At 34.4% G+C, this 22,044-nt stretch carries 20 protein-coding genes; 7 read left to right on the forward strand and 13 right to left on the reverse strand.

The annotated features are described in order from the left end of the window. Positions 1-520: 520 nt before the first annotated feature. Complete coding sequence (locus ACHUE4_RS07850) at positions 521-1,225, forward strand: class I SAM-dependent methyltransferase (RefSeq protein WP_394188815.1); 705 nt, start codon at positions 521-523, stop codon at positions 1,223-1,225. 209 nt (positions 1,226-1,434) lie between these two features. Here the strand turns inward: ACHUE4_RS07850 and nadA are convergent, their stop codons facing one another. The 3 genes from nadA to nadB are packed head-to-tail and all read right to left on the reverse strand — an operon-like array spanning position 1,435 to position 4,925. Continuing rightward, a complete protein-coding gene (gene nadA, locus ACHUE4_RS07855) occupies positions 1,435-2,526 on the reverse strand; it encodes a quinolinate synthase NadA (protein WP_394188871.1) in 1,092 nt (363 codons plus the stop codon). Continuing rightward, positions 2,526-3,380, reverse strand: coding sequence for a carboxylating nicotinate-nucleotide diphosphorylase (gene nadC, locus ACHUE4_RS07860; RefSeq protein ID WP_394188816.1), 855 nt, complete (start codon positions 3,378-3,380; stop codon positions 2,526-2,528). Before nadC ends, nadA begins: the two co-directional genes overlap by 1 nt. Continuing rightward, positions 3,381-4,925, reverse strand: coding sequence for an L-aspartate oxidase (nadB, locus tag ACHUE4_RS07865; RefSeq protein ID WP_394188817.1), 1,545 nt, complete (start codon positions 4,923-4,925; stop codon positions 3,381-3,383). A 113-nt stretch (positions 4,926-5,038) separates the two neighbouring features. On the opposite strand from nadB, the gene ACHUE4_RS07870 reads away from it, so the two are divergent. Then, positions 5,039-6,148, forward strand: a complete 1,110-nt coding sequence (locus ACHUE4_RS07870; protein WP_394188818.1) for an IscS subfamily cysteine desulfurase — start codon at positions 5,039-5,041, stop codon at positions 6,146-6,148. Between the two features lie 44 nt (positions 6,149-6,192). Here the strand turns inward: ACHUE4_RS07870 and ACHUE4_RS07875 are convergent, their stop codons facing one another. After that, positions 6,193-6,321, reverse strand: coding sequence for a hypothetical protein (locus tag ACHUE4_RS07875; RefSeq protein WP_394188819.1), 129 nt, complete (start codon positions 6,319-6,321; stop codon positions 6,193-6,195). Further along, positions 6,321-7,610 carry a helix-turn-helix domain-containing protein gene (locus ACHUE4_RS07880; protein WP_394188820.1) on the reverse strand — a complete coding sequence of 430 codons (1,290 nt, stop codon included), beginning with the start codon at positions 7,608-7,610 and terminating at the stop codon, positions 6,321-6,323. Before ACHUE4_RS07880 ends, ACHUE4_RS07875 begins: the two co-directional genes overlap by 1 nt. Before the next feature lie 220 nt (positions 7,611-7,830). Between ACHUE4_RS07880 and ACHUE4_RS07885 the strand changes: the two genes are divergently transcribed. Next, positions 7,831-8,127, forward strand: a complete 297-nt coding sequence (locus ACHUE4_RS07885) for a DUF3006 domain-containing protein (RefSeq protein WP_394188821.1) — start codon at positions 7,831-7,833, stop codon at positions 8,125-8,127. A 96-nt stretch (positions 8,128-8,223) separates the two neighbouring features. On the opposite strand, the gene ACHUE4_RS07890 is transcribed toward ACHUE4_RS07885, so the two are convergent. The 6 genes from ACHUE4_RS07890 to ACHUE4_RS07915 are packed head-to-tail and all read right to left on the reverse strand — an operon-like array spanning position 8,224 to position 16,097. Continuing rightward, positions 8,224-9,516 (reverse strand): helix-turn-helix domain-containing protein, encoded by a 1,293-nt coding sequence (locus tag ACHUE4_RS07890; RefSeq protein ID WP_394188822.1) that lies wholly within the window; start codon positions 9,514-9,516, stop codon positions 8,224-8,226. A 41-nt stretch (positions 9,517-9,557) separates the two neighbouring features. Further along, on the reverse strand, positions 9,558-10,835 hold the full coding sequence (locus ACHUE4_RS07895) for a helix-turn-helix domain-containing protein (protein ID WP_394188823.1): 1,278 nt from the start codon (positions 10,833-10,835) through the stop codon (positions 9,558-9,560). Between the two features lie 31 nt (positions 10,836-10,866). Beyond that, positions 10,867-12,153 carry a helix-turn-helix domain-containing protein gene (locus tag ACHUE4_RS07900; RefSeq protein WP_394188824.1) on the reverse strand — a complete coding sequence of 429 codons (1,287 nt, stop codon included), beginning with the start codon at positions 12,151-12,153 and terminating at the stop codon, positions 10,867-10,869. 30 nt (positions 12,154-12,183) lie between these two features. Beyond that, a complete protein-coding gene (locus ACHUE4_RS07905; RefSeq protein WP_394188825.1) occupies positions 12,184-13,473 on the reverse strand; it encodes a helix-turn-helix domain-containing protein in 1,290 nt (429 codons plus the stop codon). A gap of 27 nt (positions 13,474-13,500) precedes the next feature. Further along, on the reverse strand, positions 13,501-14,787 hold the full coding sequence (locus tag ACHUE4_RS07910; RefSeq protein ID WP_394188826.1) for a helix-turn-helix domain-containing protein: 1,287 nt from the start codon (positions 14,785-14,787) through the stop codon (positions 13,501-13,503). Between the two features lie 20 nt (positions 14,788-14,807). Then, positions 14,808-16,097, reverse strand: a complete 1,290-nt coding sequence (locus tag ACHUE4_RS07915) for a helix-turn-helix domain-containing protein (RefSeq protein ID WP_394188827.1) — start codon at positions 16,095-16,097, stop codon at positions 14,808-14,810. Positions 16,098-16,331: 234 nt separating this feature from the next. On the opposite strand from ACHUE4_RS07915, the gene ACHUE4_RS07920 reads away from it, so the two are divergent. Next, positions 16,332-16,541 carry a hypothetical protein gene (locus ACHUE4_RS07920; RefSeq protein WP_394188828.1) on the forward strand — a complete coding sequence of 70 codons (210 nt, stop codon included), beginning with the start codon at positions 16,332-16,334 and terminating at the stop codon, positions 16,539-16,541. Positions 16,542-16,635: 94 nt separating this feature from the next. On the opposite strand, the gene ACHUE4_RS07925 is transcribed toward ACHUE4_RS07920, so the two are convergent. Both ACHUE4_RS07925 and ACHUE4_RS07930 read right to left on the reverse strand, forming a co-directional pair. Then, positions 16,636-18,186: an FAD-dependent oxidoreductase gene (locus ACHUE4_RS07925; RefSeq protein ID WP_394188829.1), complete on the reverse strand. Its 1,551-nt coding sequence runs from the start codon at positions 18,184-18,186 to the stop codon at positions 16,636-16,638. Between the two features lie 73 nt (positions 18,187-18,259). Further along, positions 18,260-18,559 (reverse strand): hypothetical protein, encoded by a 300-nt coding sequence (locus tag ACHUE4_RS07930; protein ID WP_394188830.1) that lies wholly within the window; start codon positions 18,557-18,559, stop codon positions 18,260-18,262. Positions 18,560-18,698: 139 nt separating this feature from the next. On the opposite strand from ACHUE4_RS07930, the gene ACHUE4_RS07935 reads away from it, so the two are divergent. The 3 genes from ACHUE4_RS07935 to ACHUE4_RS07945 all read left to right on the forward strand — a co-directional run bounded on the left by ACHUE4_RS07935 (position 18,699) and on the right by ACHUE4_RS07945 (position 22,030). Then, positions 18,699-20,675 carry a S9 family peptidase gene (locus ACHUE4_RS07935; RefSeq protein WP_394188831.1) on the forward strand — a complete coding sequence of 659 codons (1,977 nt, stop codon included), beginning with the start codon at positions 18,699-18,701 and terminating at the stop codon, positions 20,673-20,675. Positions 20,676-20,687: 12 nt separating this feature from the next. Further along, entirely contained in the window at positions 20,688-21,224 is a 537-nt protein-coding gene (locus tag ACHUE4_RS07940) for a GNAT family N-acetyltransferase (RefSeq protein ID WP_394188872.1), read from the forward strand. A gap of 170 nt (positions 21,225-21,394) precedes the next feature. Further along, complete coding sequence (locus tag ACHUE4_RS07945; protein WP_394188832.1) at positions 21,395-22,030, forward strand: class I SAM-dependent DNA methyltransferase; 636 nt, start codon at positions 21,395-21,397, stop codon at positions 22,028-22,030. Positions 22,031-22,044 lie beyond the last annotated feature (14 nt).

Genomic DNA, 22,044 nt, shown 5'->3' on the forward strand with positions numbered 1-22,044 from the left:
TTGGTAGTCCTTTGTTTATTGTTACATCAACATTATTACTATAAATCTTCATCTTCAGCTATTTTATTGGCGACTCTATGTGGTCACATTACAATAAATGTTTTGATGCAATTAGACCTTCTGAAATTTTTTAATGAGGTATTCAATACTTCTAAATACAACAGTATAAAGGATGTATAATCCGTTCTCTTTGTTTATTAAAAATTAAAATGTATTAAGGAATTCGTTGTAATAAATTTGTAATAATTGTAACGAAAAAAAATAAAAAAATATTCACTACCTTTCTTAAAACGAACGCAAGACCACTTGGAAGCATTTGAAAGAGGCGAATAGGTGTATGGTTAATAAAGGGAAATAGAGGAGTTGTAACAGCTACAAAAGTCATTTAACACGATAAAAGCTGGTTATAAGCTTCCAAAAAGTTAAGCAAATTCATGCAAATGTAACCTACTTGAAACTATGGGAACTACTATTATTAGTATGATTAAAATGTAATAGTACAAGGAAAGAAGTGGTGTAATTGAAAGAGACAATTCGTAACAATGATGATTTATTACTTATGTTGGATTCACTGTTAAGAGAGCCTGTCGGTTTCTGGAACGAGTTTTATTCCAACCGCGAAAAAGGAATTCCATTCTTTGTAAACAAACCCGACGAAGCCTTAGTGAGCTATTTTAATGAAGGTATCATAAAGCCTGGAAATGTATTGGAGTTGGGAAGTGGGCCAGGCAGGAATGCCATCTACCTTGCTGAAAAGGGTTGCCGAGTAGATGCTGTGGATTTATCAGAAGAATCGATTGAGTGGGCAAAAGAGAGAGCAAAAGAACGAGCAGTCGAAGTGAATTTCATTCACAATAACATCTTCGATATTCAGATAAAAGAAGGAACATATGACATTGTCTACGATTCTGGCTGCTTTCACCATATAGCTCCTCATCGGAGAAGCAACTACATTGAACTTGTATTGAAAGCGTTAAGACCAGGCGGTCACTTTGCCATTACTTGTTTTGTAGAAGGGGGAGAGTTTGGAGGGTCGGATATTACGGATTGGGAAGTGTACAGACAAAGAAGTCTCAATGGTGGTTTAGGGTTTACAGAAGAAAAACTGCGCCTCATTTTTGATAGCTTAGAGGAAATTGAAATTAGAAGAATGAAAGAAGCTAGAGAAACGGATGAAGTTTTCGGTGTATCTGCTTTATTCACAGCGTTGTTTAGAAAAAAATAAAATGCTAAATTGAGACACGTAAATAACGATCAATAATCTTCAACAATTAACTAAATCTATTTTGAAAAAACCGAGCAATCTTAATATACAAGATTGCTGAGTTTCTTCATTTACATTTAAATATGAGACTGAGACACTCTTATGGATCTCTGTTTTTTAAAACACAAGTTTAAAAAAACCCATTCCAAATCAATGGAATGGGATAAGGTCTAAAGCATTTTTTCCAAAGCCATTTTAGCTTCGAAAGCTGTTTTATCATCAACAGTGATTTGGTTTATTATACGACCTTCTACAAGCTCTTCTAACGCCCATGTTAAGTGAGGTAAATCGATTCGGTTCATTGTTAAACAAGGGCACATAAATGGATTTAATGAGACAATGTCACGGTCAGGATAAGTAGAAATCAAACGATTCACCAAGTTCATCTCTGTACCGATTGCCCATTTAGAGCCCGGCTCAGAAGCTTCGATCATATCGATAATATATTTCGTTGAACCTGCATAATCTGATGCTTGAACAACTTCATATGTGCATTCAGGATGAACCAGGATATTACGCTCTGGTTCTTTTTCTCGTAAGTTGTCAATATGCTTTGGCAAGAAGTTCATATGAACGGAACAGTGCCCTTTCCACAAAATGACACGGACATCTTTAAGCGCGCATTGCAGCTCTAATTTTTGTTTGATTGGGTCCCAAATTGCCATTTCTTCTAGTTTAATACCTAGTTTGACTGCTGTATTTCTGCCCAAATGCTGATCGGGTAAAAACAGCATACGTCCTTTTTGAGTAAGTGCCCATTCCACCATTTCTTCCGCATTCGAGGAAGTAACTGTTGCGCCTCCATTGCGTCCAACAAATGCTTTAATGGCAGCGGTAGAGTTCACATACGTAAGGGGAATAATGGTATCGCCAAACACTTTTTGCAATTCAATCCAAGCACGTTCCGTTTGGTCGATATTCGCCATATCCGCCATCGAACAGCCAGCTCGCATATCAGGTAAAATAACGGATTGTTCGTTTAAAGTTAAAATATCTGCCGTCTCAGCCATAAAATGAACACCACAGAAAATAATATGCTCAGCAGTTTGCTTAGCTGCAATTTGCGAAAGTTGAAGGGAATCACCTGTAGCATCTGCGAACTCTATCACTTCGTCTTTTTGATAATGATGACCTAATATATATAAACGATCTCCAAGTAAAGCTTTTGCCTTTGTTGCCCTTACGTGTAATTCTTCAGTTGTTGCTTGTAAGTAGCTTTCTGGCATGGCATCGCCAATGGTTAATTCGGATAGTAAGGATATCATACAAATACTGCCTCCTTATGCGATACCGCCAAATTCATGCTGATATCTAAATTACTTACGCTATGTGTTAAGGCACCAATTGATATAACATCCACACCAGTTGATCCATAACTTGCTAAACTCTGTAAATCAATACCGCCTGAAGCTTCGGTAATAATCGTATTTGGTACAAGTTGTACCCATTTTGAAATCATCTCAGGTGTTTGATTATCCAACATAATAATAGATGGTTTGGCTTCGATTGCCTCTAGTAGTTGTTCTTCGGTTTCAACTTCAACCTCAATCGCCACGGTATGTCCGACTTTGGAGCGGACTAACGTCACTGCTCGAGAAATAGAACCTGCAGCTGCGATATGGTTATCCTTTAACATCACCGCATCATACAATCCATTTCGGTGATTCACTCCACCACCCATACGAACTGCATATTTTTCGAACATTCGTAAACCTGGCGTTGTTTTTCTCGTATCTACAATTCTCGTATGTGAAGAGTTTAAAGTCGTAACACAGGAATGAGTCAACGTGGCGATTGCACTCATACGTTGAATTAGATTTAAAAGGACGCGTTCGCCGGCTAATAAAGTCGCAACAGAACCTTTAATACGAACAATCGCTTCACCAATCTCCACGTGTTCTCCATCTTGTTTCAATACTTCAACTTCAATCGAAGGATCCAATAACTCATAGCCCCATTTAAAGCACTGTACACCGGCTAAAATACCCGCTTCTTTAAAGCGGATAATGGCTTCTCCTTGATCTGTATCTGTAAATAAAACCGAGGAAAGGTCTCCATCCCCGATATCTTCAAGTAAAAATAATTTTAATGCCTCTTTAACTTTCAATGCATTCATTTAAACAAACTCCTTTATTGCGGTTTCTCGCGTTCGATAGTGAACGCCTTGAATTGATTGTTCAATTACTGTTCCAGTCCATTCGTCCATCGAAATCGAGAAGTCCTCACGGTAATGGCCACCACGACTTTCAGTTCGTAGAAGTGCTGAAATCGCGATTAAACGACTCGCTATAAATTGATGCGCAAGCTTAACATCTTTACAACATAATGAGGAAAGTGGGGGCAACGTGATGTCATCGAACGTATTTAAAAACGAACTCAATCCATCATGTGATCGTAAAATACCTACTTGTTCCGTCATTTTTTGGCGTAATGAGTTGTCAAAAGTGTAAGGGACGAACTTAGGAACCTTATGTTTACTCTCTAACGTTAATACATGTGTTTCAGGTTTGTTAATAATACATTCAGCTAATCTAGCACCGAAGACTAATCCTTCTAATAAAGAATTGCTCGCTAACCGATTTGCTCCATGCACGCCTGTAGAAGCAACTTCGCCTATAGCATAAAGATGTGGAATTGTTGTTTCTCCATATTCGTTTGTTTTAACCCCGCCCATATGAAAGTGAGCGCCAGGTCGAACAGGAATTAAATCAATTTGTGGATTGATTTGATGACGCATGCAATTTGCATATATAGAAGGGAACTTCTGTTCAAACCCTTCTATGAAACGAGCATCTAAATAAACCGGATCATGCTTTTGCCAATGCCATTCAATTGCTCTAGCGACGATATCTCTAGGTGCTAACTCCAACAAAGGATGTACATCATGCATAATACGGACGCCATCTTTATTAACCAAATGAGCACCTTCACCTCGAACGGCTTCTGAAATAAGTCCACAAGATTGACCATTCAGTGTTAAAATTGTTGGATGAAATTGAACAAATTCTAAATCCTCAAGAACTGCTCCGGCTTGATAAGCAAGTGAAAGTCCATCACCTGTTGCAACGGAAGAATTGGAATGATGACTGTATAATTGCCCAATTCCACCTGTGGCAAGGACTATATGTTTTGCGAAAATGGTTTCCTTCTGACCTGATGGGTGAAAGACAACAACTCCAATGCATCTTTCGTCATCAATGACTAATTCAACTGCAAGTCGATAAGGTAGTAAGGTAATTTTATGAGATGCTTGCTCAAATAAAAATTGGTGCAATATTTTACCGGTTTGATCTCCACCCGCATGTACGATACGTCTTGAAGAATGTGCTCCTTCATGACCGAGACTTGGATATCCATTATTGTCTTTATCAATAGGTAAACCATCTCTAATTAGTTCCTCTACCAATTCTTTGCCTTCATTGACAAGGAGTTGAACACGGTGAGGGTTTGCATGGTTAGCCGTAGCTAACATTGTATCTGTCGCATGAGAGGAAGGAGTATCAAGTGGGGAAAGGGAAGCGGCAATTCCGCCTTGTGCGAGATTGGTATTGCTAATAGTAGGTTCATCCTTCGTTAAACATGCAATGCGATAGGTAGGGGGAAGTTTATAGGCTAAAGTAAGTCCTGCTACTCCACCACCAATGATTAAAACATCATACATTCATTACACCAACTTTACGAAAAGTTTACACCTGTCTTGACACTATTAATGACATAAAGATACAGTGAATACAAGTATAAATTTGCAGTTCGTCTCAGAAAGGTGCTAAAAAAATGATTTATTTGGATTATGCTGCCACTTCACCTATGAGAAGAGAAGCAGTAGAAGCTTATGTAGAAGCTGCCTCACAGGCATTTGGAAATACACAAAGTCTCCATGATCATGGAACAAAAGCAGCTGAATATATTCATTCGTGTAAAGTGGCCTTTAGCGAGTTATTGAATGTGAGGTCTAGTGGATTTTATTTCACAGGGAATGCATCAGAAGGAAATCAGCTTGCAATCCGCTCCATTTTGCGTGGAAGACCTAAATCATGCAACGTCATTATTACTACATACTTGGAGCATGCATCCGTGTTGATAACCATGCATGAGCTAGAAAAAGAAGGCTATATCATTCGGTATGCTCCGGTTAATCAAGACGGGATCGTTGATATCGAGTGGATAAAAAAAGAAGTGAATGAACAAACAGCCATAGTAGTTCTACAACTGGTCAATTCAGAAATGGGTGCCATACAGCCGGTAAAAGAATGCGTGGAAGCTGTGGCTGCATATCAAGTTCCTGTGCATTGTGATATGGTGCAAGCTTTTGGCAAGCTTCCTATAGATATAAATGCCATAGGGGTTACTTCAGCTGTCATTTCACCTCATAAGTTTGGGGGACCTAAAGGCGTAGGAGTGGTGTATATGAATCCATCCATTCACTGGGAATCAGTGATGGAAGGAACGACACATCAAAGTGGATTCAGAGCGGGCACAGTAGATGTACCTGCAATCGTTGCTAGTACAATCGCAGCGAAATTAGCAGCAACTGAGCAGCAAGCTGCTTTTAATCGAGCTGTGGAATTGCAGGGATTTTTATTTAAGAACATACATAGTGACATTCAAATTGTCGGAAATGTGAAAGAGAAATCGCCATTTATACAAGGAATCATTTTGCCTCACATCGAAGGACAGTGGATGATGCTCGAATGCAATCGACACCAAATTGCTATCTCCACAGGCACTGCTTGCAAAATAGGTCACGGAGAAGCAATCTCTGCAATAAAAGCACTCGGATTTGAAATTGATGTAGCACGGAGGTTTGTGAGGATTTCTTTTAATGGAAGTACGACGGTTGAGGATGTTGAGGAGTTTTTGAAGATTGTGAATAGGAGTTTATAGGAAAACCCCCACTTTTCGGATGAGAAGTGGGGGTTAAACTACGTTTATATACTAAAATTTTGAAGTTGATTATTAGTTATTTTTGGAGGTATATCCGCTTGCGAGCTCGTAGGTGTATAAAAGTTAACCACTAAAGTAACTAAAACTAAAATAGCAAAAATTTTCTTTTTCATTATAAATCCTCCCAAAATTGTATTGTTTTAATTTTATATAAAAAGCAATTAGCTTTTTGAAAATATTGAGATGCATTTTTATACTTACGTTTTTCAGTGTATTTATTTCCTAAAGCTACACTATACTTATGCGCGTAGATATAGTCTTTATTCTCTTCAAAGAAATTCACTGCCGAAATCATAGGCTCTTCATAATTAATATGGTCAAGTAAAGCTAAGTATAAATTAAAATGATGATAAAAAGGTTCAGTGGCTGTTGAAGAATTTTCATTAATAATTTTTAAACCTTTAAGACACCACTCGATAACTTTTTCGTAATCATTGTTTTTAGAAAATTCCATTATTATATAAAGCACTGATACCAAATAATTTTCCTTATCATTTGCAAAATTCAATAAACTGTCTTCAAAGTATCGAATTGCTTTAACAGATTCACCTTGAATTGCAGCAAGTGAACCTAGGTTATGAAGAATAATCCCATGTTGATCCTGCAAATTTAGATCATTGACAATCTTTTGTGCAAGCAGAAAACTTTCTTCTGCATATTTAAAATTCGAGTTTTTTTTGTGTGCAATCCCAACAATCATATAAGAGTCTAGAGCTCTTCTAAATAACAGATTATTTCGGAATAATGCCAATGATTTGGATGCGTACTCTATCGTGTTAGTAATTTTCCCTTCAGATAAATAACTCAAACTTAAAGCGTTATAAAAATCCGCAAGTTCCCATTCATCGATTTGAAATGATGCAATTAAATTTAAAGCTGATTCAAAATATGATAGAGCTTCAACAAAATTTCTTTGGATATAATAATAAATACCGGAATTAAAATAATATAAAAATTTTTGTCTGCCATCAAATTTATCTTCCATATGTTTTAAAGTGTTCTGGAGTGCTAAACATCTCTCATCATTAGGATTCAAAATTAAAATCAGTCGGTATAATATTAAGTTATATGTGTAGAAATTTCTTTCATTTTTAAACAATAAATTTTTATTAAACAACTTAGGTATCTCTTCACCAATATGATTCTTGTTTCTTTCAATTATTGATTTTTTATAAAAACTTAATAATTGATTCATAAATTGATTTTCTTCTTCTAATGAAATACTCCAATAATCAATACCTAACCTGTCTATTAAAAGCTTTATCACATCTTCACTAGGAACCGTCTGGTTGTTCTCGATTTTACTCAGGTAAGAAGTCGAGCATATCCCTTTTGCCAAGGTGACTTGTTTCATATTCTGTTGTATACGGGACATTTTGATTAGCAAACCGATATTATTCATATATCCACCTTTAAGACTACATTGTTATTTGAGTAATATCTACTATTTAAAGTTGGGAAACATTCCTCCAAAATTGCTATAAAAACGACCTTTTCAGAAAAAAGTTTCCCAACAAGTAACTCTTTATTCTTATATCATACCGAATTATGATTAGATTGTAACTATTTAACACAAAATTATTAGAAAATACAATAACCATCTCATAAAGGAGCTGTTATGAATGAGTCCAAGTATTTTATATACACTTGATCGTTTTGAAGAAGGATTAGCAATACTATTGCAATATCCTTGTGCATCAAATGTGCTAGTCGTACCTATTGAAGACTTAAATAACGAAATGCATTTAGGAACTCTTCTATCAGTTGAGATAGAAATTGAAGGATTTGTAGTCAAGAAAGTGACTAAACATAAACTAGAGAAAACGATGCAAGAAATGAATTTAGTTTCCAAGTCGAAAATTAACGATTATAAAATTGATTTTAAAAAAGGATGCTTAATTTACACTGTAGCAAGTTAAAATTGCGTGCCTAGACACTACCGCCAGTGTCTTTGACATAACAAGAAGCCAGTAATGATTTCCTAAGACCTCGGGAAATCATTACTGGCTTTTTATTTATAAATCTTCAATATGCTCAAGTCTGTTTAATCTCAAATTATGTTGTTTAGCAAGTTCAAAAAAGCTTACAGATTTCTTATATTTTTTTTGTTTAAGATATATATTTCCAAGTAATAAAGCATATTTAGAGCAATGTCTCTCATCTGAAGACTTTAAAAAGAATTCATAAGCCTCTTTGATTTTATTTTCTAAAATGGGTAAATTAGTTTCTTTATAAAAGTATATATTAAAATGATGTTTAAATCTTTGATGATTCATTGGGTTTCTACTCTCTTCAATAATTGAAAGACCTACAATTGCCCAGTGTTTAGATTCTTCATATTTCTTTAATCTTGAATATTCCTTAATTAATGAATAAACAGGATATAGTTTTTCATCATCGATTTCATTCTCAGATTTACATTCATAACTTTGAAGATAATATTTTATTGCTGCATGTGCATCGCCTCTTTTAGTTGCAACAGCGCCTAAATTCTGTTTTATGCTCGGTAAGTATTTTGTGATATTAAATTGAACCGCCAATTTATCTGCTAAAAGTAAATTTTCAAATGCATTTTTTAGTAAATAGGAATTTTCTTGTGTGAGAGATAATAACAAATAGCATTCAATTGTACGTGTGGTATAAAATTCATTCTCAAAATATTTTAATGCATGCTCGATATATTCACTAGATTTCAACCATTGTTGTTGAGTTAAATAGCTATGTCCAAGTAAATAATGAAAGTCTGCTTGCTCCCATGTTTTAATCGTAATTATATTTTTGTATTGGATTGCAGATTGAAACGAATAGAATGAAAGTGAATATTCCTGCATTAATGAATAAAAGCTTCCTAAAATTGAATAATATAAAAATGACTGATAGTCACTAAAGTTATTATTTTTTAATTCTGTAAGTGCTTTTATCAGTGATTGAGTATCATTTTTTACATCTTGAGCAACTAAAGTTAACCTTATTAGTTGAAGTATGTTAGTGTAATAATCTTCATCAGCTATTAAATAGTATCCTTTACTAAATATACTTAATTGCTTTTTTATATATGACCTGTTTTTATTTATCACACCTTCAAAGTATAAATCTTCTAAATCTTTTCTGAATGTCTGTTTCCCCTCAGTGATTAAATTTATTTGCAGTTTTGTACATAATGATAGTTTAATTTTATCACTAGGTAAAATAGAGTTGCTTTCAATTTTGCTTAAATAAGAAGGTGTACAAATTCCATCTGCCAAATCACCTTGTGTTTTGTTTTGTCTAATACGTTCAAATTTTATGATATGTCCGTAATTATTCATATATAGACATCCTTTTTAATTCATGTAGTCTTGTTTATTTATTATATATCTTCAATAAATCGGCGATTTTGGTTTTTAGCTAAAAATTCATTTGCCAAAACAAAATATTGAGTAGCTTTTTTGTATTTGCCTGCATTATTAGAGAAATTGGCTATAAGTATTGCATATTTATGAGCATTTCTATAATCGTTAATTTCTTTAAAGTATTGAACAGCATCCTTAACTTTGCTTTCAAAGTCCTCATAACCATTGTGGATAGATAAGTGAATTTGGAAATGATGATAAAGGTTTTTAGACAAATCACTTTGGTTAGTATGGTATTCAGTCATTCCCTTTTCGCACCATTCCACGACCTTCTTGAAATTAAAAGTGATGGAATATTGTAAAACTATACTATAGATGATACGTAGTTTGACGAAGGGATCTGTAGAAAAGTCTAAACTCTTGTGAAAATTTATTAAGGCTAATTCCACATTGTTGTTAACACTATAATAGTTGGCTAAATTGGAGTATATAAGTGCCAGATTTTCTGTCATATTTTCTTCTTTTGCAAGTTTTTCAGCGAGTGATAAATTTTCGAAGTGTTTTTCAAGGTTATACGCCCTTTTGTACGCAATCGCAGAAGAAATATATGTTTCAACAGCTCTAGATAACAATAATTCTTTGTTGAAAAAAACTTGAGCTTTTGAAAATGATTCTAAAGATACTATTAAATTATTATGATACAAATTTAAAATTCCAAATACATTGTAAAAATCAGCGATTTCGTATTCTTCTAATTTACATATGGTAATTAATAATGAAGCTTTTTCTAGTGATTTTAGTGACTTAGTCAAATCATTTTTAAAATAAGTAAAATATCCTAGACAAGAATAATATAAAAATGACTGGTAAGAATCAAAGTCATCAATAAATTTAGAGATTGAAAGTAAATATGATTGAATTTCATCTGAAATCCCTTCATTACTAATTATTTTTAAGCGTACTACAATCAATATATATGTATGGAAATGTTTTGGGTTGGAAAGTAGATGATTCGATTCTAGTATTTCTGTTAGAGAAATTGTATCCCTGTATTTCAAGGCTTTGCAATAGATTGTTCTCACTTTTTTCAGGAACTCTTCATCTGTTAATGAAGAATTAGAATAAGTAATATTTAGACGTGTAAACAATTCCAATAGAACTTCATCAGTAGGTGCAATCGAATTATTTTCGATTCTACTCAAATAAGAAGGCGTACATATCCCTTCAGAAAGTTGTACTTGTTTTAAGTTTTGTCTAATGCGTTCGAACTTTATGATATGCCCATACTTATTCATTAAATAAACTCCTTTAAGGGCGAGCTTTCAATTACAAGTCTTCAGTGAATTTTCGATTTTCTTTTAATGCTAAATATTCATTTGCTTTTTTATATTGTATTGCTGCTTTTTTGTATTTTTTGTTTTCCAAATAATATTCGGCAAGTTTTAAGCTATATTTATGAGAATACCTAAATTCTTTATGATGTTCGAAAGTATTAATGCATTTTTGCAGTGTTCTTTCAAAATTGTCACCATCACCATAAATTGCTTGATAACATAGGAAATGTGGCTCTCTAAATTTCAATGTTGGATCGGAAGAGTTTTTACACAAAGAAATACCTTTTTGACACCATTCAATGACAGAAGTGTAATCTCTCTTTTTTGCAAATTCAATAATCAGTGCCACCATACTTGTTGCAGTATTCAAGTCTTTACTACTCAGAGCGATACATGAAAGATAATTAGTAATCGCAGATGTTGAATTTCCTTGTAGTGTAGCAATTGCTCCAATATTGTAATGCAGAAGTGAAAGGTGATTCTTATGATTCATTATTAATGCCTTATTTTGAGCTAATTTAAGTACTGATAATGCTTGTTCATAGTTCTGTGAATTTTTGTATGCGATAGATAATACAATATAAGCTTCAATGGAGCGTGTATTGTAAAAATTTTTATCAAAGAAAATAATAGAATGCTTTGTGAACTCGATTGCAGAAACATACCGGTGTAAATCAAGATATACAAGTCCTAAAGCATACTCCATATCTGCAATTTCCCAAGCTTTACATTTAATATTTGGCATTATTTTTATAGCTTTTTGAAAATTTTCTAAAGATGACTCTAAATCATCTTCAATATATTTTATAAATCCTACATTAATATAAAAAGTGAATTGTTGCTGATAATTGAAATGACCTCTTAATTCGGAAAGGGCGAACAATATATTTTTTGTTGGAAATTGGATACCATGTGATATTAAATTTAGTCTTAAAACCATTAACTGAAAATCATAAAAAAGTGTCACATCTGAAAAATTGACAGGTTTTTGAATTAACTCTTTGAGTAAGAGCGATGTTTTTTCTCGATCTTTAAATAGAATGGCTTCTTTGTACTCACTTTGTACATTGGAAATAAACTCTGATTCAGGCATATCAAATGGGGAGATGTTTAATTTAAGTTTATTTACGATCATCTCTATTATTTCTCCACTTGGCACAATCGAATTATTTTCAATTCTACTTAAGTAAGAAGGCTGACATATCCCTTCCGCTAAAGTGACTTGCTTCATATCTTGTTTAAGTCGTTCGAATTTAATAATGTGCCCATAAATATCCATTTTAATATCTCCGATCATCTAAGAAACAATTCAAATTTCTTCTTTAAACTTTCTTTTCTCTCTTAATGATAGATATGAGTTTGCTTTCGAATAATACTTGGCAGCTTTTTGATATTTTTTTTCCCTATGTAGAAGGGACGCGAGTTTAATTGAATATTTGTAAGCATGTCTATAATCATTGTGTTTTGCAAAATATTTTATGAGTGATTCTAAAGGTATTTTTATGTTATCTGAGTTAGTGGATTGCGATTGATAGTATTTCAAATGAAAATAATATGGCTCTATCTCATCAGAAGGATGAGTATCGTAAATTTTGATTCCCAGATCACTCCATTTGATGACTTCATCTCTATTATTCATCTTTGAGGTCTCAAGAACAATACTATAGATGTAACGGATTCTCACAGCAGGATCCTCGGAAAGATTCATACTATTTATATATGCTTGTGTTGCTTTCAAATGGTCTTTATTTAAGGCATAAATGGATGCTAAATTAAAATAAATTATGGGTAGTAAATAATCTTCCACATTTGATAATTTTGCTAATTTTTCCGCAAGTAAAAGTGTTTCTCTACCTTCAATTAAATTCATTGATCTTCTATGAATGAGAGCAATTATGATATAGCATTCCGTAGCACGAGTGTATAAAAATTCTTTCGTATAATACTTAAGTGCTTCATTCATGTATTCCTTAGAAGCAACTAATTTTTCTTGATGAAAACAAATCAGTCCAATTAAATAATTAAAATCAGCTACTTCACAATTATCTACATTACAATTTTTTAAATAATCTTGAGCTTTTTCAAAAGCGTCAAATGTAGGTTCATATTCGAATTTGTAAAAATGATAGTAACCGATACATGTATTTAGTTGAAATAGCTGGTATGAGTCAAAGTCATCCGAGAATTTTGCGATTGTCGATATAAAATTTAACGTATCTTCTTCAATATAAAATGTCAGTACCTTTAGCCTAAAATACATTAGTAGAAAACTATAATAGAATGACGGATTTGAAAAAGGATATCCTTCTATAGTTAATTTTTCTAATACTAAAGTTGTTTTTTCTTTATCCTTCGTTTTTAAAGCATCAAAATATAAATCTCTAAACTTAAGTAAATATTCTTCTTCCGTCATGTCTTTATTATTGAACTTTAGCGACAATCTCTTAAACAGCAGCCCCAAAATTTCCTCACTCGGCACAATCGAATTACTTTCAATCTTACTTAAATAAGACGGGGTACAGATCCCATCAGAAAGTTGGACTTGTTTGATGTTTTGTCTTATTCGTTCGAATTTAATGATGTGGCCGAATGTGTTCATAATGTAACCCCTAAAGTAGAACTGAATTTATATCTCCTCAGTAAATCTACGATTTTCCTTTTTAGCTAAATAGACAGTCGCCAATTGATAATAATTGGTGGCTTTTTTATATTTACCTGCAGCATAAAAATATTTAGCTATTAGCATGGCATATTTATTGGCATGTCGGTAATCTTTAGTTTTATCAAAATATTGAATAGCTTCTGTTACAATATCTTCGAATTTATCGAAATTAGAATGTAAAGATAAATGAATTTTAAAGTGATAATCCAGACCCTTTGCAAGCTCATCGGGATCCAAGGTGAATAATTCTATGCCTTTCTTGCTCCATTTGAGAACTTCATCAATATTATTAATCATTGAATTTTGCAAAATAATACAGTAGACCGTCTTCATATAAACGAAGGAATTATGTGTAAGATGAAGACACTTATGATAATAATCAATAGCTTTAATTATGTTCTTGTTTAAGTTGTAATAGGTAGCCATATTAAAATAAATAAGTGCCAGATTTTCTTTCATATCACCCTCTAATGCAAGATGCTCTGCTAGCATTAAATATTCAAAATGTTTATCTAAACTTGATGCAACTTGGTATGCAACTGCGGTAGTAATATAAGATTCAACTGAGCGTAAGAGAAGTAATTCCTTGTTGAAATATGATTGAGCTCTAGAAAGAAAATCTAAAGATACAATGATTTTATTATTATGTAAATTAAATAATCCGTATAGAAAATGAAAATCCGCAGATTCACAATCTTCTAAGTTACTTAATCCATGAAATGTTTTTGCTTTTTCTAAAGATTGTAATGCATTATCTCGGTCATTATTGTAATAATGCATATACCCATTAAAAGAATGAAAGAGTAGTAGCTGATGTGAATCAAATTTTGACGAAAAATTAGAAATGGAGGATAGGTAAGAAAGCGTATCTGAATTAACTTTTTGTACCATAATCTTCAATCTTATTACCATTAAGATATAGGTATAGAAACAACTTTGATTTTTGAAGAGGTAGTGCGTGTTAAGAATTTCTTCAAGCTGTTTGGAGACCAACATCTTATCTTTGGTTTTAATAGCTTCCAAATAAATGGAGCGTACATAGTCCAAAAATTCATTATCATCTTTTTTTGAACTTGAAAGTTTTATCGATAATCTCTCAAACAACAGCCCCAATATTTCCTCACTCGGCACAATCGAATTACTTTCAATCTTACTTAAATAAGACGGGGTACAGATCCCATCAGCTAGCTTCACTTGTTTGATGTTTTGTCTTATTCGTTCAAATTTAATGACGTGTCCGAATGTGTTCATCCTGATACTCCTCAATGAATCTATAAATCTTCCCAAAATGTAATGTCTTGTTTTAAAAACAAATAGTCGTTAGATAAGGCGTAGTATTTTGCTGCGTTTTTGTATTTCGTGTTTTCAGTGAAATACTCGGCCAAAAAGAGTGAATATTTTTGAGCATGTCTGTAATCTTTAACATCTTTAAAAAATTGGATCGCTTTAACCGTTTTACTTTCATACGTACTGGCTTGTTCGCTTCGTAATTTGTAAACCGTGAAATGGTGATGGTAATTCTCTAGTGAAGAACTAGACTCTGAATTTAAAATGTTCAAGCCCTCGGATGCCCATTTAATAACTTCTTCTGATCGTCCTAACTTTGAATACTCTTTTATTAAGGAAAAGAGAGGCTGTAGTTTTTGACTCTGTTCTGAACGGATTTCAAGACTCTCTTTGAAATGCTGAATGGCTTTTTCGAATTCGCCTTTAGTCGATAATAAAGTTCCAAGCCCTTGCTTAATAACAGGAATATGATCGTGTAAATTCATTTGTGTACAGATTTTTTGTGCCAGTATTAAATTATCATAGGCTTCATCGGTTTTATGAGATTTATCAAGCGCGATGGATAATATCAAATAGCATTCGACTACGCGAGAATTGTAAAATCCATTTTTGAAAAATTCCAATGCATGTTGAATGTATTCGACAGAAATGACCCATCTCTGATGTGCCAAGTAACACTCTGACAGCAGGTAGTTAAAATCTGCTTCTTCCCATGGTTCTAGATTAATAAGGTGATAATACTCAATCGCTTTCTCAAAAGCTTCTAATGAATCCGCATGATTATTTTGATGAGAATAAAAAATCCCAGCGTTTACGTAATATAAAAAAGACTGATAATCTGTAAAATCAGTCACAAGGTCAGCTAATGGGGCAGTGGGATTAAACCTATTTGCTTGTGTATCTGGCAAGATTAGTGACATCCGTAAAAGAACTAATTGATGGGTGTAATAATTTGTAACTTCATGAAAGAGATACTGTTCTTCGTTTAATTCCTGCAACTTTTCTTGAATAAATGCACGATCTTTATTCATAACCGCTTCAAAATAGATCTTATTTACCTCTTCCAGGTAGCTTTGATCATCTCCATTACTATTTTGAGCAATCGTTAAATCGAGTCTTTCAAGTAATAAATCCATGACTTCTTGGCTAGGTATAATGGAATTGTTTTCAATTTTGCTTAAGTAGGAAGGCGTGCAAATGCCTTGTGCCAACGTGATTTGCTTCATATTTCGTTTTAATCTTTCTAACTTTATCACTTGTCCTAAATTCTGCATTCGTGGCACTCCTTATGTTGAAATCTATTACCATCATATTACTATATGAACGCCGCTAACTAAACAAAAGAATGCTTAGGAAATTTTATTTAAAAATCGTCGATTTTTCATAGTCAAATGTGAAAACATTCCCAACATTTTAGCGAATTTTGTCGCATCTTATCTAGTACTATTATAAGAGTGAACGGTATACACAACCGTGCAACTAGATTTCCGATGATAAGGGGAAGGAATATGAAAATAATCGTATTGATGATTGTCATACTAGTGATAGCACTTGTATTACTTCAACGAAATCATGGTTTGCCCAAACCGATACAAGTAGTTACAATCACTTTTTTTATAACAATCACCGTATATGGATGTTTTACTATTTTTTCAGTCTGTTGTCGCTATTTGCCAGTTGTCATGAAGTACATCAGTCCTGATGTGATTCAGTTTTAACGTCAAATTAGTATTTACTTTTTGGGATAGGGCCTGCCTATCCTCTTTTTTTTGCCCAAAACAAAAAGCGCCCATTAGGACGCTTTCACTAAACTTACTTATTTTCCTCTTTAAGGTGTTGAACGTGAAGAGGTTCAACCGCTGGACCTTCGAGTACTTCTCCAGTATACGAAAAACGTGATCCATGACATGGACAATCCCAAGAGCGCTCGGCATCATTCCAATTTACGTCACACCCCATATGTGTACAGGTCGGTTTCACCAAGTGAACTTTTCCTTGATGATCTTTATAGGCACCGGTTTTGTGATGATCAATCATCACGATTTTACCTTCATCGATTTGTAGCTCTTCTAACATGTTAGAAGGTCTAGTCACTTTCCCTTTGATTAACTCTAATGCAACATTTGAATTTTCTTTTATAAAGTTCTTCGCATCTTCCGGTTTTAATTTCGAGCGGGTTGGATCAAATAATTCTTGATATGGATTTGGTTTGTTCAAACATAAGTCTTTTAATAAATAGGCTGCGTTTGTCCCATTTGTCATTCCCCATTTATCAAAACCAGTAGCAACGAAGATGTTGGACATTCCTGTCATTGCTTTTCCGATGTAAGGGACTTGATCCAGTGTAGCTAAATCTTGTGCTGACCAATGATAGTCAATGGATTCGACAGCAAAATGTTGTTTAGCAAAATTGGCTAATGTTTCGTAAGATTTACTTGTTTCTACTTTGTTTTGTCCCGTTTTGTGACCTTCACCACCAACTAAAATATAGGTTTCTCCCTGAGGTCCTTGAGCAGTACGAATAGAACGAGTCGGTTTTTCTACATTGATATACATGCCATTTAACTTAGTCTCTGTCACTTTTGCACAAACGACATATGATCTGTTTGGCGCGAGTCTTGAAAAATAGAGTCCGTCTTCATCATTAAAAGGAAAGTGACTGGTAACTAACAGTTGTTTTGCTTCCATTTCATATCCGTTTTTTAATGTTACGGTTACTGTATCTCCATTCTTAACCTTCATTGCTCTCGTGTTTTCATAAAATGTCACACCTAACTTTTTAGCTTCTTCCACTAATGCAGCGACATATTTCACGGGGTGGAATTGTGCTTGGTTAGACATCGACAACGTTTCTTCGACTGAGAAAGGAAGACTCGGTATTGCACTTGATAAGTCACCAGGAATTTCTAATGTGTCATAGGCTTGTTTTTCTTCACGCAATAACTGTTTGCCTTCTTCAAATTCAGCGTATAAAATAGCATCTCGTTGTTCTAAATCACAATCAATCGACAGTAATTGAACTAAGTTCCGTATGTTGTCTAAGGCTTCTTGATTCGCTTGATAATATAGTTTTGCCTTTTCCTCTCCAAAATTTTTGATGAGCTGATGATAAATCGGTCCATGTTGAGCCGTTACTTTAGCTGTGGTAAAACCAGTCGTGCCACTCGCAATGCTACTACCTTCAATAACCGTGACATTAGCTCCTTCTTTTGCTAATAAATAAGCTGCAGTTACACCTACAATACCTGCTCCAACAATCAAAATGTCAGTTGATACATTCGATTCAACTGAAGAATAGACAGCTTGACTTTGTTTTTCTCTCCAATACGATTTTGGAATATGCGGCAACTCAAAAGAATTCATGTAAAAACCTCCCGCTCTTTATTTCCTCATCTTTACCCTAAACAGAAAAAATAATCACTTTGGGTTCGAAATCTTATGAAATGGCGTCGGTTATCCCGGAAATCTCATCAATAATCAAAAATACACCAAGTAGTATAGGAAGAAGACAAACGATCAATAAAACTGAACGTATAAACCAATTCGGTAATTTTTCATGAAATAAAGCTATTAAAATGATGACGATAAAAAAGAGAAGAATTGAGAAAATCCCATCAAACGAAGGTGTGTCGATATAATTTACATCTAATTTTTTCCGATCGAATTTGAATATTAAATAGTAGATTCCAATGAATCCTACTAAAATGAGGCTCATTCCTAATACAATCCAAATCATGTTGTACCCTCCAATAGTTCCTCTTACAAACATACTTCAGACGTATCAAGAAAACGACAGGAAATTCATGCTAAAAATTAAAGGGAATTTAATACGGTTGTCGAAATAGATAGAGGACTAGATTTAAGGGGGAAAAACCATGACAAAACGAAAACTCACAATTGATGATTTAACTAAATTAGTTTCAGTCACTCAACCGACATTGGCACCAAATCAAAAAGAAGCTGTGTTTATACATACGATGATTGATGACAATGAAAATACATATCAAGCTAATTTATGGCATGTAGATCTTGATTCGAAAGAGTTAACGCAGTGGACGCACGGGAAAGAAAGAGTATCAAGCCCTTCTTTTTCAGCAGACGGATCAAAACTGGCATTTTTATCAACCAGAAATGAAAAAAATCAGCTTTACGTTCTGTCAACTAAAGGTGGCGAAGCACGAAAGATAACAACTTTTGAAAAAGGTGTAAGTAGCTACTTATGGTCTCCATGTGGCAAGAAAATTTGGTTCTCAGCTTCATTAAAAGAAGGAAAGGATTTCACAGATGAACCAGAAAAAGAAGAAAAGAAAAAGCCCGAACCGGTTGTAGTCGATAAAATGAAGTACAAAATGGATGGTGTAGGATTACTTCCTCAAGATGTTTACAAGCATATTGGCTATATCGATTTAGAGACGGAAGAAGTCACGCAATTTACGGATGGCAACCATATGTATGGGTTACAAGCGATTTCTCATGATGGCAAGAAAATTGTCTTTAATGTCAACCGTTCTGAAAATCAGGACTTTGAGTTCCGCCAGTCTTTGTATTTAGTTGATATTGAATCAAAAGAAGAAACGGCAATCATTGAAGAAGATGGCTATTATGGTGGTGCTGCATTTTCTTTTGATGATTCAAAAATCGCTTTTGTAGGAAGTGACGCTTCATTTAAAAATGCGACACACACTGAACTGTATGTGTATGACATTGAAAATGGGATTCGAGAAGTGTTAACGGAAGGCATTGACGCACCCGTAGGAGATTTAGTAGTCGCAGACCATCAGCAAGGAGCGGATGCACCAAGTGTTGTTTGGACAAACAATCATCATGTATATTTCCAAGTGTCGACGATGGGCGATGTTCGATTATATGCAGCATCTCTAGAAGGTGAAATGTATCCTGCGACTGGTGAGGATGAACATGTGTACGGCTATGATGTTGCGGAATCTGGTGAGTTTGCATTGGTGACGGTTTCTACACCCACTACAGTTGGAGAACTATATTTGCACACGATTGCTACAGGAGAAAGAAAAGCTTTAACTTCTTTTAATAAAGCTTTTGAAGAGGAAGTAGAGTTAGTTGCAGCTGAACCGCTTACGTATAAAGGTGCCAAAGATTTCGATGTTCATGGTTGGTTAATGAAGCCTGCAGGATATATTGAAGGAGAGAAATATCCATTAATTGTTGAAATTCATGGAGGACCTCATGCGATGTTTGCTAATACCTTCTTCCACGAGCTACATTTATTAGCAGCGCAAGGATATGGTGTGTTGTATTTAAATCCACGAGGGAGTCATGGGTATAGTCAACAATTTGTCGACTCAGTGCGAGGAGATTATGGTGGAGATGATTATCAAGACATTATGGATGGCTTGGACTCAGTATTAGCTGATCATGAATGGATTGATCAATCACGCCTTGGTGTAACGGGTGGTAGTTATGGTGGATTTATGACGAACTGGATTGTCGGCCATACAAATCGTTTCAAAGCGGCTGTAACACAGCGATCCATTTCGAACTGGATTAGCTTCTTTGGTGTCTCAGACATTGGTTATTATTTTAACGAATGGCAAATCGGAGCGGACATGACGGATGTGGATAAGCTTTGGAATCACTCGCCATTAAAATATGCAAGTAATGTAGAAACGCCATTACTAATTCTTCATAGCGAAAAAGATTTCCGATGTCCAATTGAGCAAGCAGAACAGCTTTATATAACTTTAAAACAAATGAAAAAAGAGACGCGTTTTGTGAGATTCCCAGACGCAGATCATAACCTTTCAAGAACAGGTACACCAAGTTTACGTTATGCAAGATTGCAACAAATTGTGGATTGGTTTGAAAAGTATATGTGAGGTGATTTTTTGATTCAAGCAAAAAGTACGGTCCAGTTACGACCAATAAAAGAAGACGATTTATATGCACTGTGGGAAATGAGTGCCAAAGAAGAGGCGCCAGAATGGAAAAAATGGGATGCGCCATATTATCCGTATTCTCCTAAAACATATAAAGAATTTTTGAAAAATAAGGCCTACTATCTTGAACCTAATCGAATAAAAGGCATTGAAGTAAATAATGAATTAATTGGAATCGTTTCGTACTATTGGGAACATGAACCTTCAAAGTGGCTTGAAATGGGGATTACCATATTCAAACCATCTTACTGGAGCGGTGGTTATGGTACTGATGCTTTGAAGCAGTGGATGGATATGCTATTTACAGAAATGCCACTTGTGCGCGTTGGATTCACGACTTGGTCTGGGAATGAGCGCATGGTTAAGGTTGGAGAAAAACTAGGGCTGACAATGGAAGCGCGTATTCGAAAAGTTCGCTTCTATAATGATGTCTATTATGACTCCATTCGAATGGGTATTTTAAGAGAAGATTGGGAAGCATTGAATTAAGTAAAGACAAACTCCTCCATTTCGCTATCGCGAAGGGAGGAGTTCTTTTATTGTCGAATTAAAAGAAGATAAGATTAGATTATTTTAAAAATCTATGATATAAATAGGGTTGTTAACCTAATACCAAGTATACAGGTAGGAATAATATAGATGTAAAAGGGGGATTCGCTGTGGGACGTGAATTCGTAGAGATTTTTGATGACTGGATAGATTCATATGATGCATCCGTTTCAGGGAAAGATCCTGAATATCGGGATGTGTTTGATAAATATGAGGAAATTTTAACAGCGGTTACTGAACGATCTTTTGGCACAGTACTTGAATTTGGAACTGGAACTGGTAATTTAACTGCCAAGTTAATCAGTGCGGGTTACAAGGTAATCGGTATTGAACCAAATGCAGCAATGCGAAAAGTTACAGGAGAACGCTTTCCTCACATTTCATTAACGGATGGGGATTTGCTATCTTTTGAAACAACTGAACATATAGATACAATTGTCAGCTCTTACGTTTTTCATCATTTAACGGATGAAGATAAAGGTAAAGCTGTTCATCAATATGCAAGTCTTTTATCTAAGGGTGGAAAAGTGGTATTTGCCGATACAGTTTTTATTTCAGAACAAGCAAAACAAGACCAAATTATAAAAGAACGCACGCGTGGTTTTAACAACGTAGCAGATGATTTGGAACGAGAATACTATACAACTATTTCTATTTTAGAAACAAAATTTAAGAATGCTGGATTTGATGTTCGTTTTGAGCGTATGAATGATTATGTATGGCTGATAGAAGCAACTAAAAACTAAAGGAGTGTTGAAAA

The organism is Paenisporosarcina quisquiliarum, assembly GCF_043641925.1.
GTDB lineage: Bacteria > Bacillota > Bacilli > Bacillales_A > Planococcaceae > Paenisporosarcina > Paenisporosarcina quisquiliarum_A.

Bases quoted from the DNA above. Each gene is read 5' to 3' on its own strand.
- nadC (WP_394188816.1), bottom strand. From the start codon at position 3,380: ATGAATGCATTGAAAGTTAAAGAGGCATTAAAATTATTTTTACTTGAA.
- nadB (WP_394188817.1), bottom strand. From the start codon at position 4,925: ATGTATGATGTTTTAATCATTGGTGGTGGAGTAGCAGGACTTACTTTA.
- ACHUE4_RS07870 (WP_394188818.1), top strand. From the start codon at position 5,039: ATGATTTATTTGGATTATGCTGCCACTTCACCTATGAGAAGAGAAGCA.
- ACHUE4_RS07875 (WP_394188819.1), bottom strand. From the start codon at position 6,321: ATGAAAAAGAAAATTTTTGCTATTTTAGTTTTAGTTACTTTAGTGGTT.
- ACHUE4_RS07880 (WP_394188820.1), bottom strand. From the start codon at position 7,610: ATGAATAATATCGGTTTGCTAATCAAAATGTCCCGTATACAACAGAAT.
- ACHUE4_RS07885 (WP_394188821.1), top strand. From the start codon at position 7,831: ATGAGTCCAAGTATTTTATATACACTTGATCGTTTTGAAGAAGGATTA.
- ACHUE4_RS07890 (WP_394188822.1), bottom strand. From the start codon at position 9,516: ATGAATAATTACGGACATATCATAAAATTTGAACGTATTAGACAAAAC.
- ACHUE4_RS07895 (WP_394188823.1), bottom strand. From the start codon at position 10,835: ATGAATAAGTATGGGCATATCATAAAGTTCGAACGCATTAGACAAAAC.
- ACHUE4_RS07900 (WP_394188824.1), bottom strand. From the start codon at position 12,153: ATGGATATTTATGGGCACATTATTAAATTCGAACGACTTAAACAAGAT.
- ACHUE4_RS07905 (WP_394188825.1), bottom strand. From the start codon at position 13,473: ATGAACACATTCGGCCACATCATTAAATTCGAACGAATAAGACAAAAC.
- ACHUE4_RS07910 (WP_394188826.1), bottom strand. From the start codon at position 14,787: ATGAACACATTCGGACACGTCATTAAATTTGAACGAATAAGACAAAAC.
- ACHUE4_RS07915 (WP_394188827.1), bottom strand. From the start codon at position 16,097: ATGCAGAATTTAGGACAAGTGATAAAGTTAGAAAGATTAAAACGAAAT.
- ACHUE4_RS07920 (WP_394188828.1), top strand. From the start codon at position 16,332: ATGAAAATAATCGTATTGATGATTGTCATACTAGTGATAGCACTTGTA.
- ACHUE4_RS07925 (WP_394188829.1), bottom strand. From the start codon at position 18,186: ATGAATTCTTTTGAGTTGCCGCATATTCCAAAATCGTATTGGAGAGAA.
- ACHUE4_RS07930 (WP_394188830.1), bottom strand. From the start codon at position 18,559: ATGATTTGGATTGTATTAGGAATGAGCCTCATTTTAGTAGGATTCATT.
- ACHUE4_RS07935 (WP_394188831.1), top strand. From the start codon at position 18,699: ATGACAAAACGAAAACTCACAATTGATGATTTAACTAAATTAGTTTCA.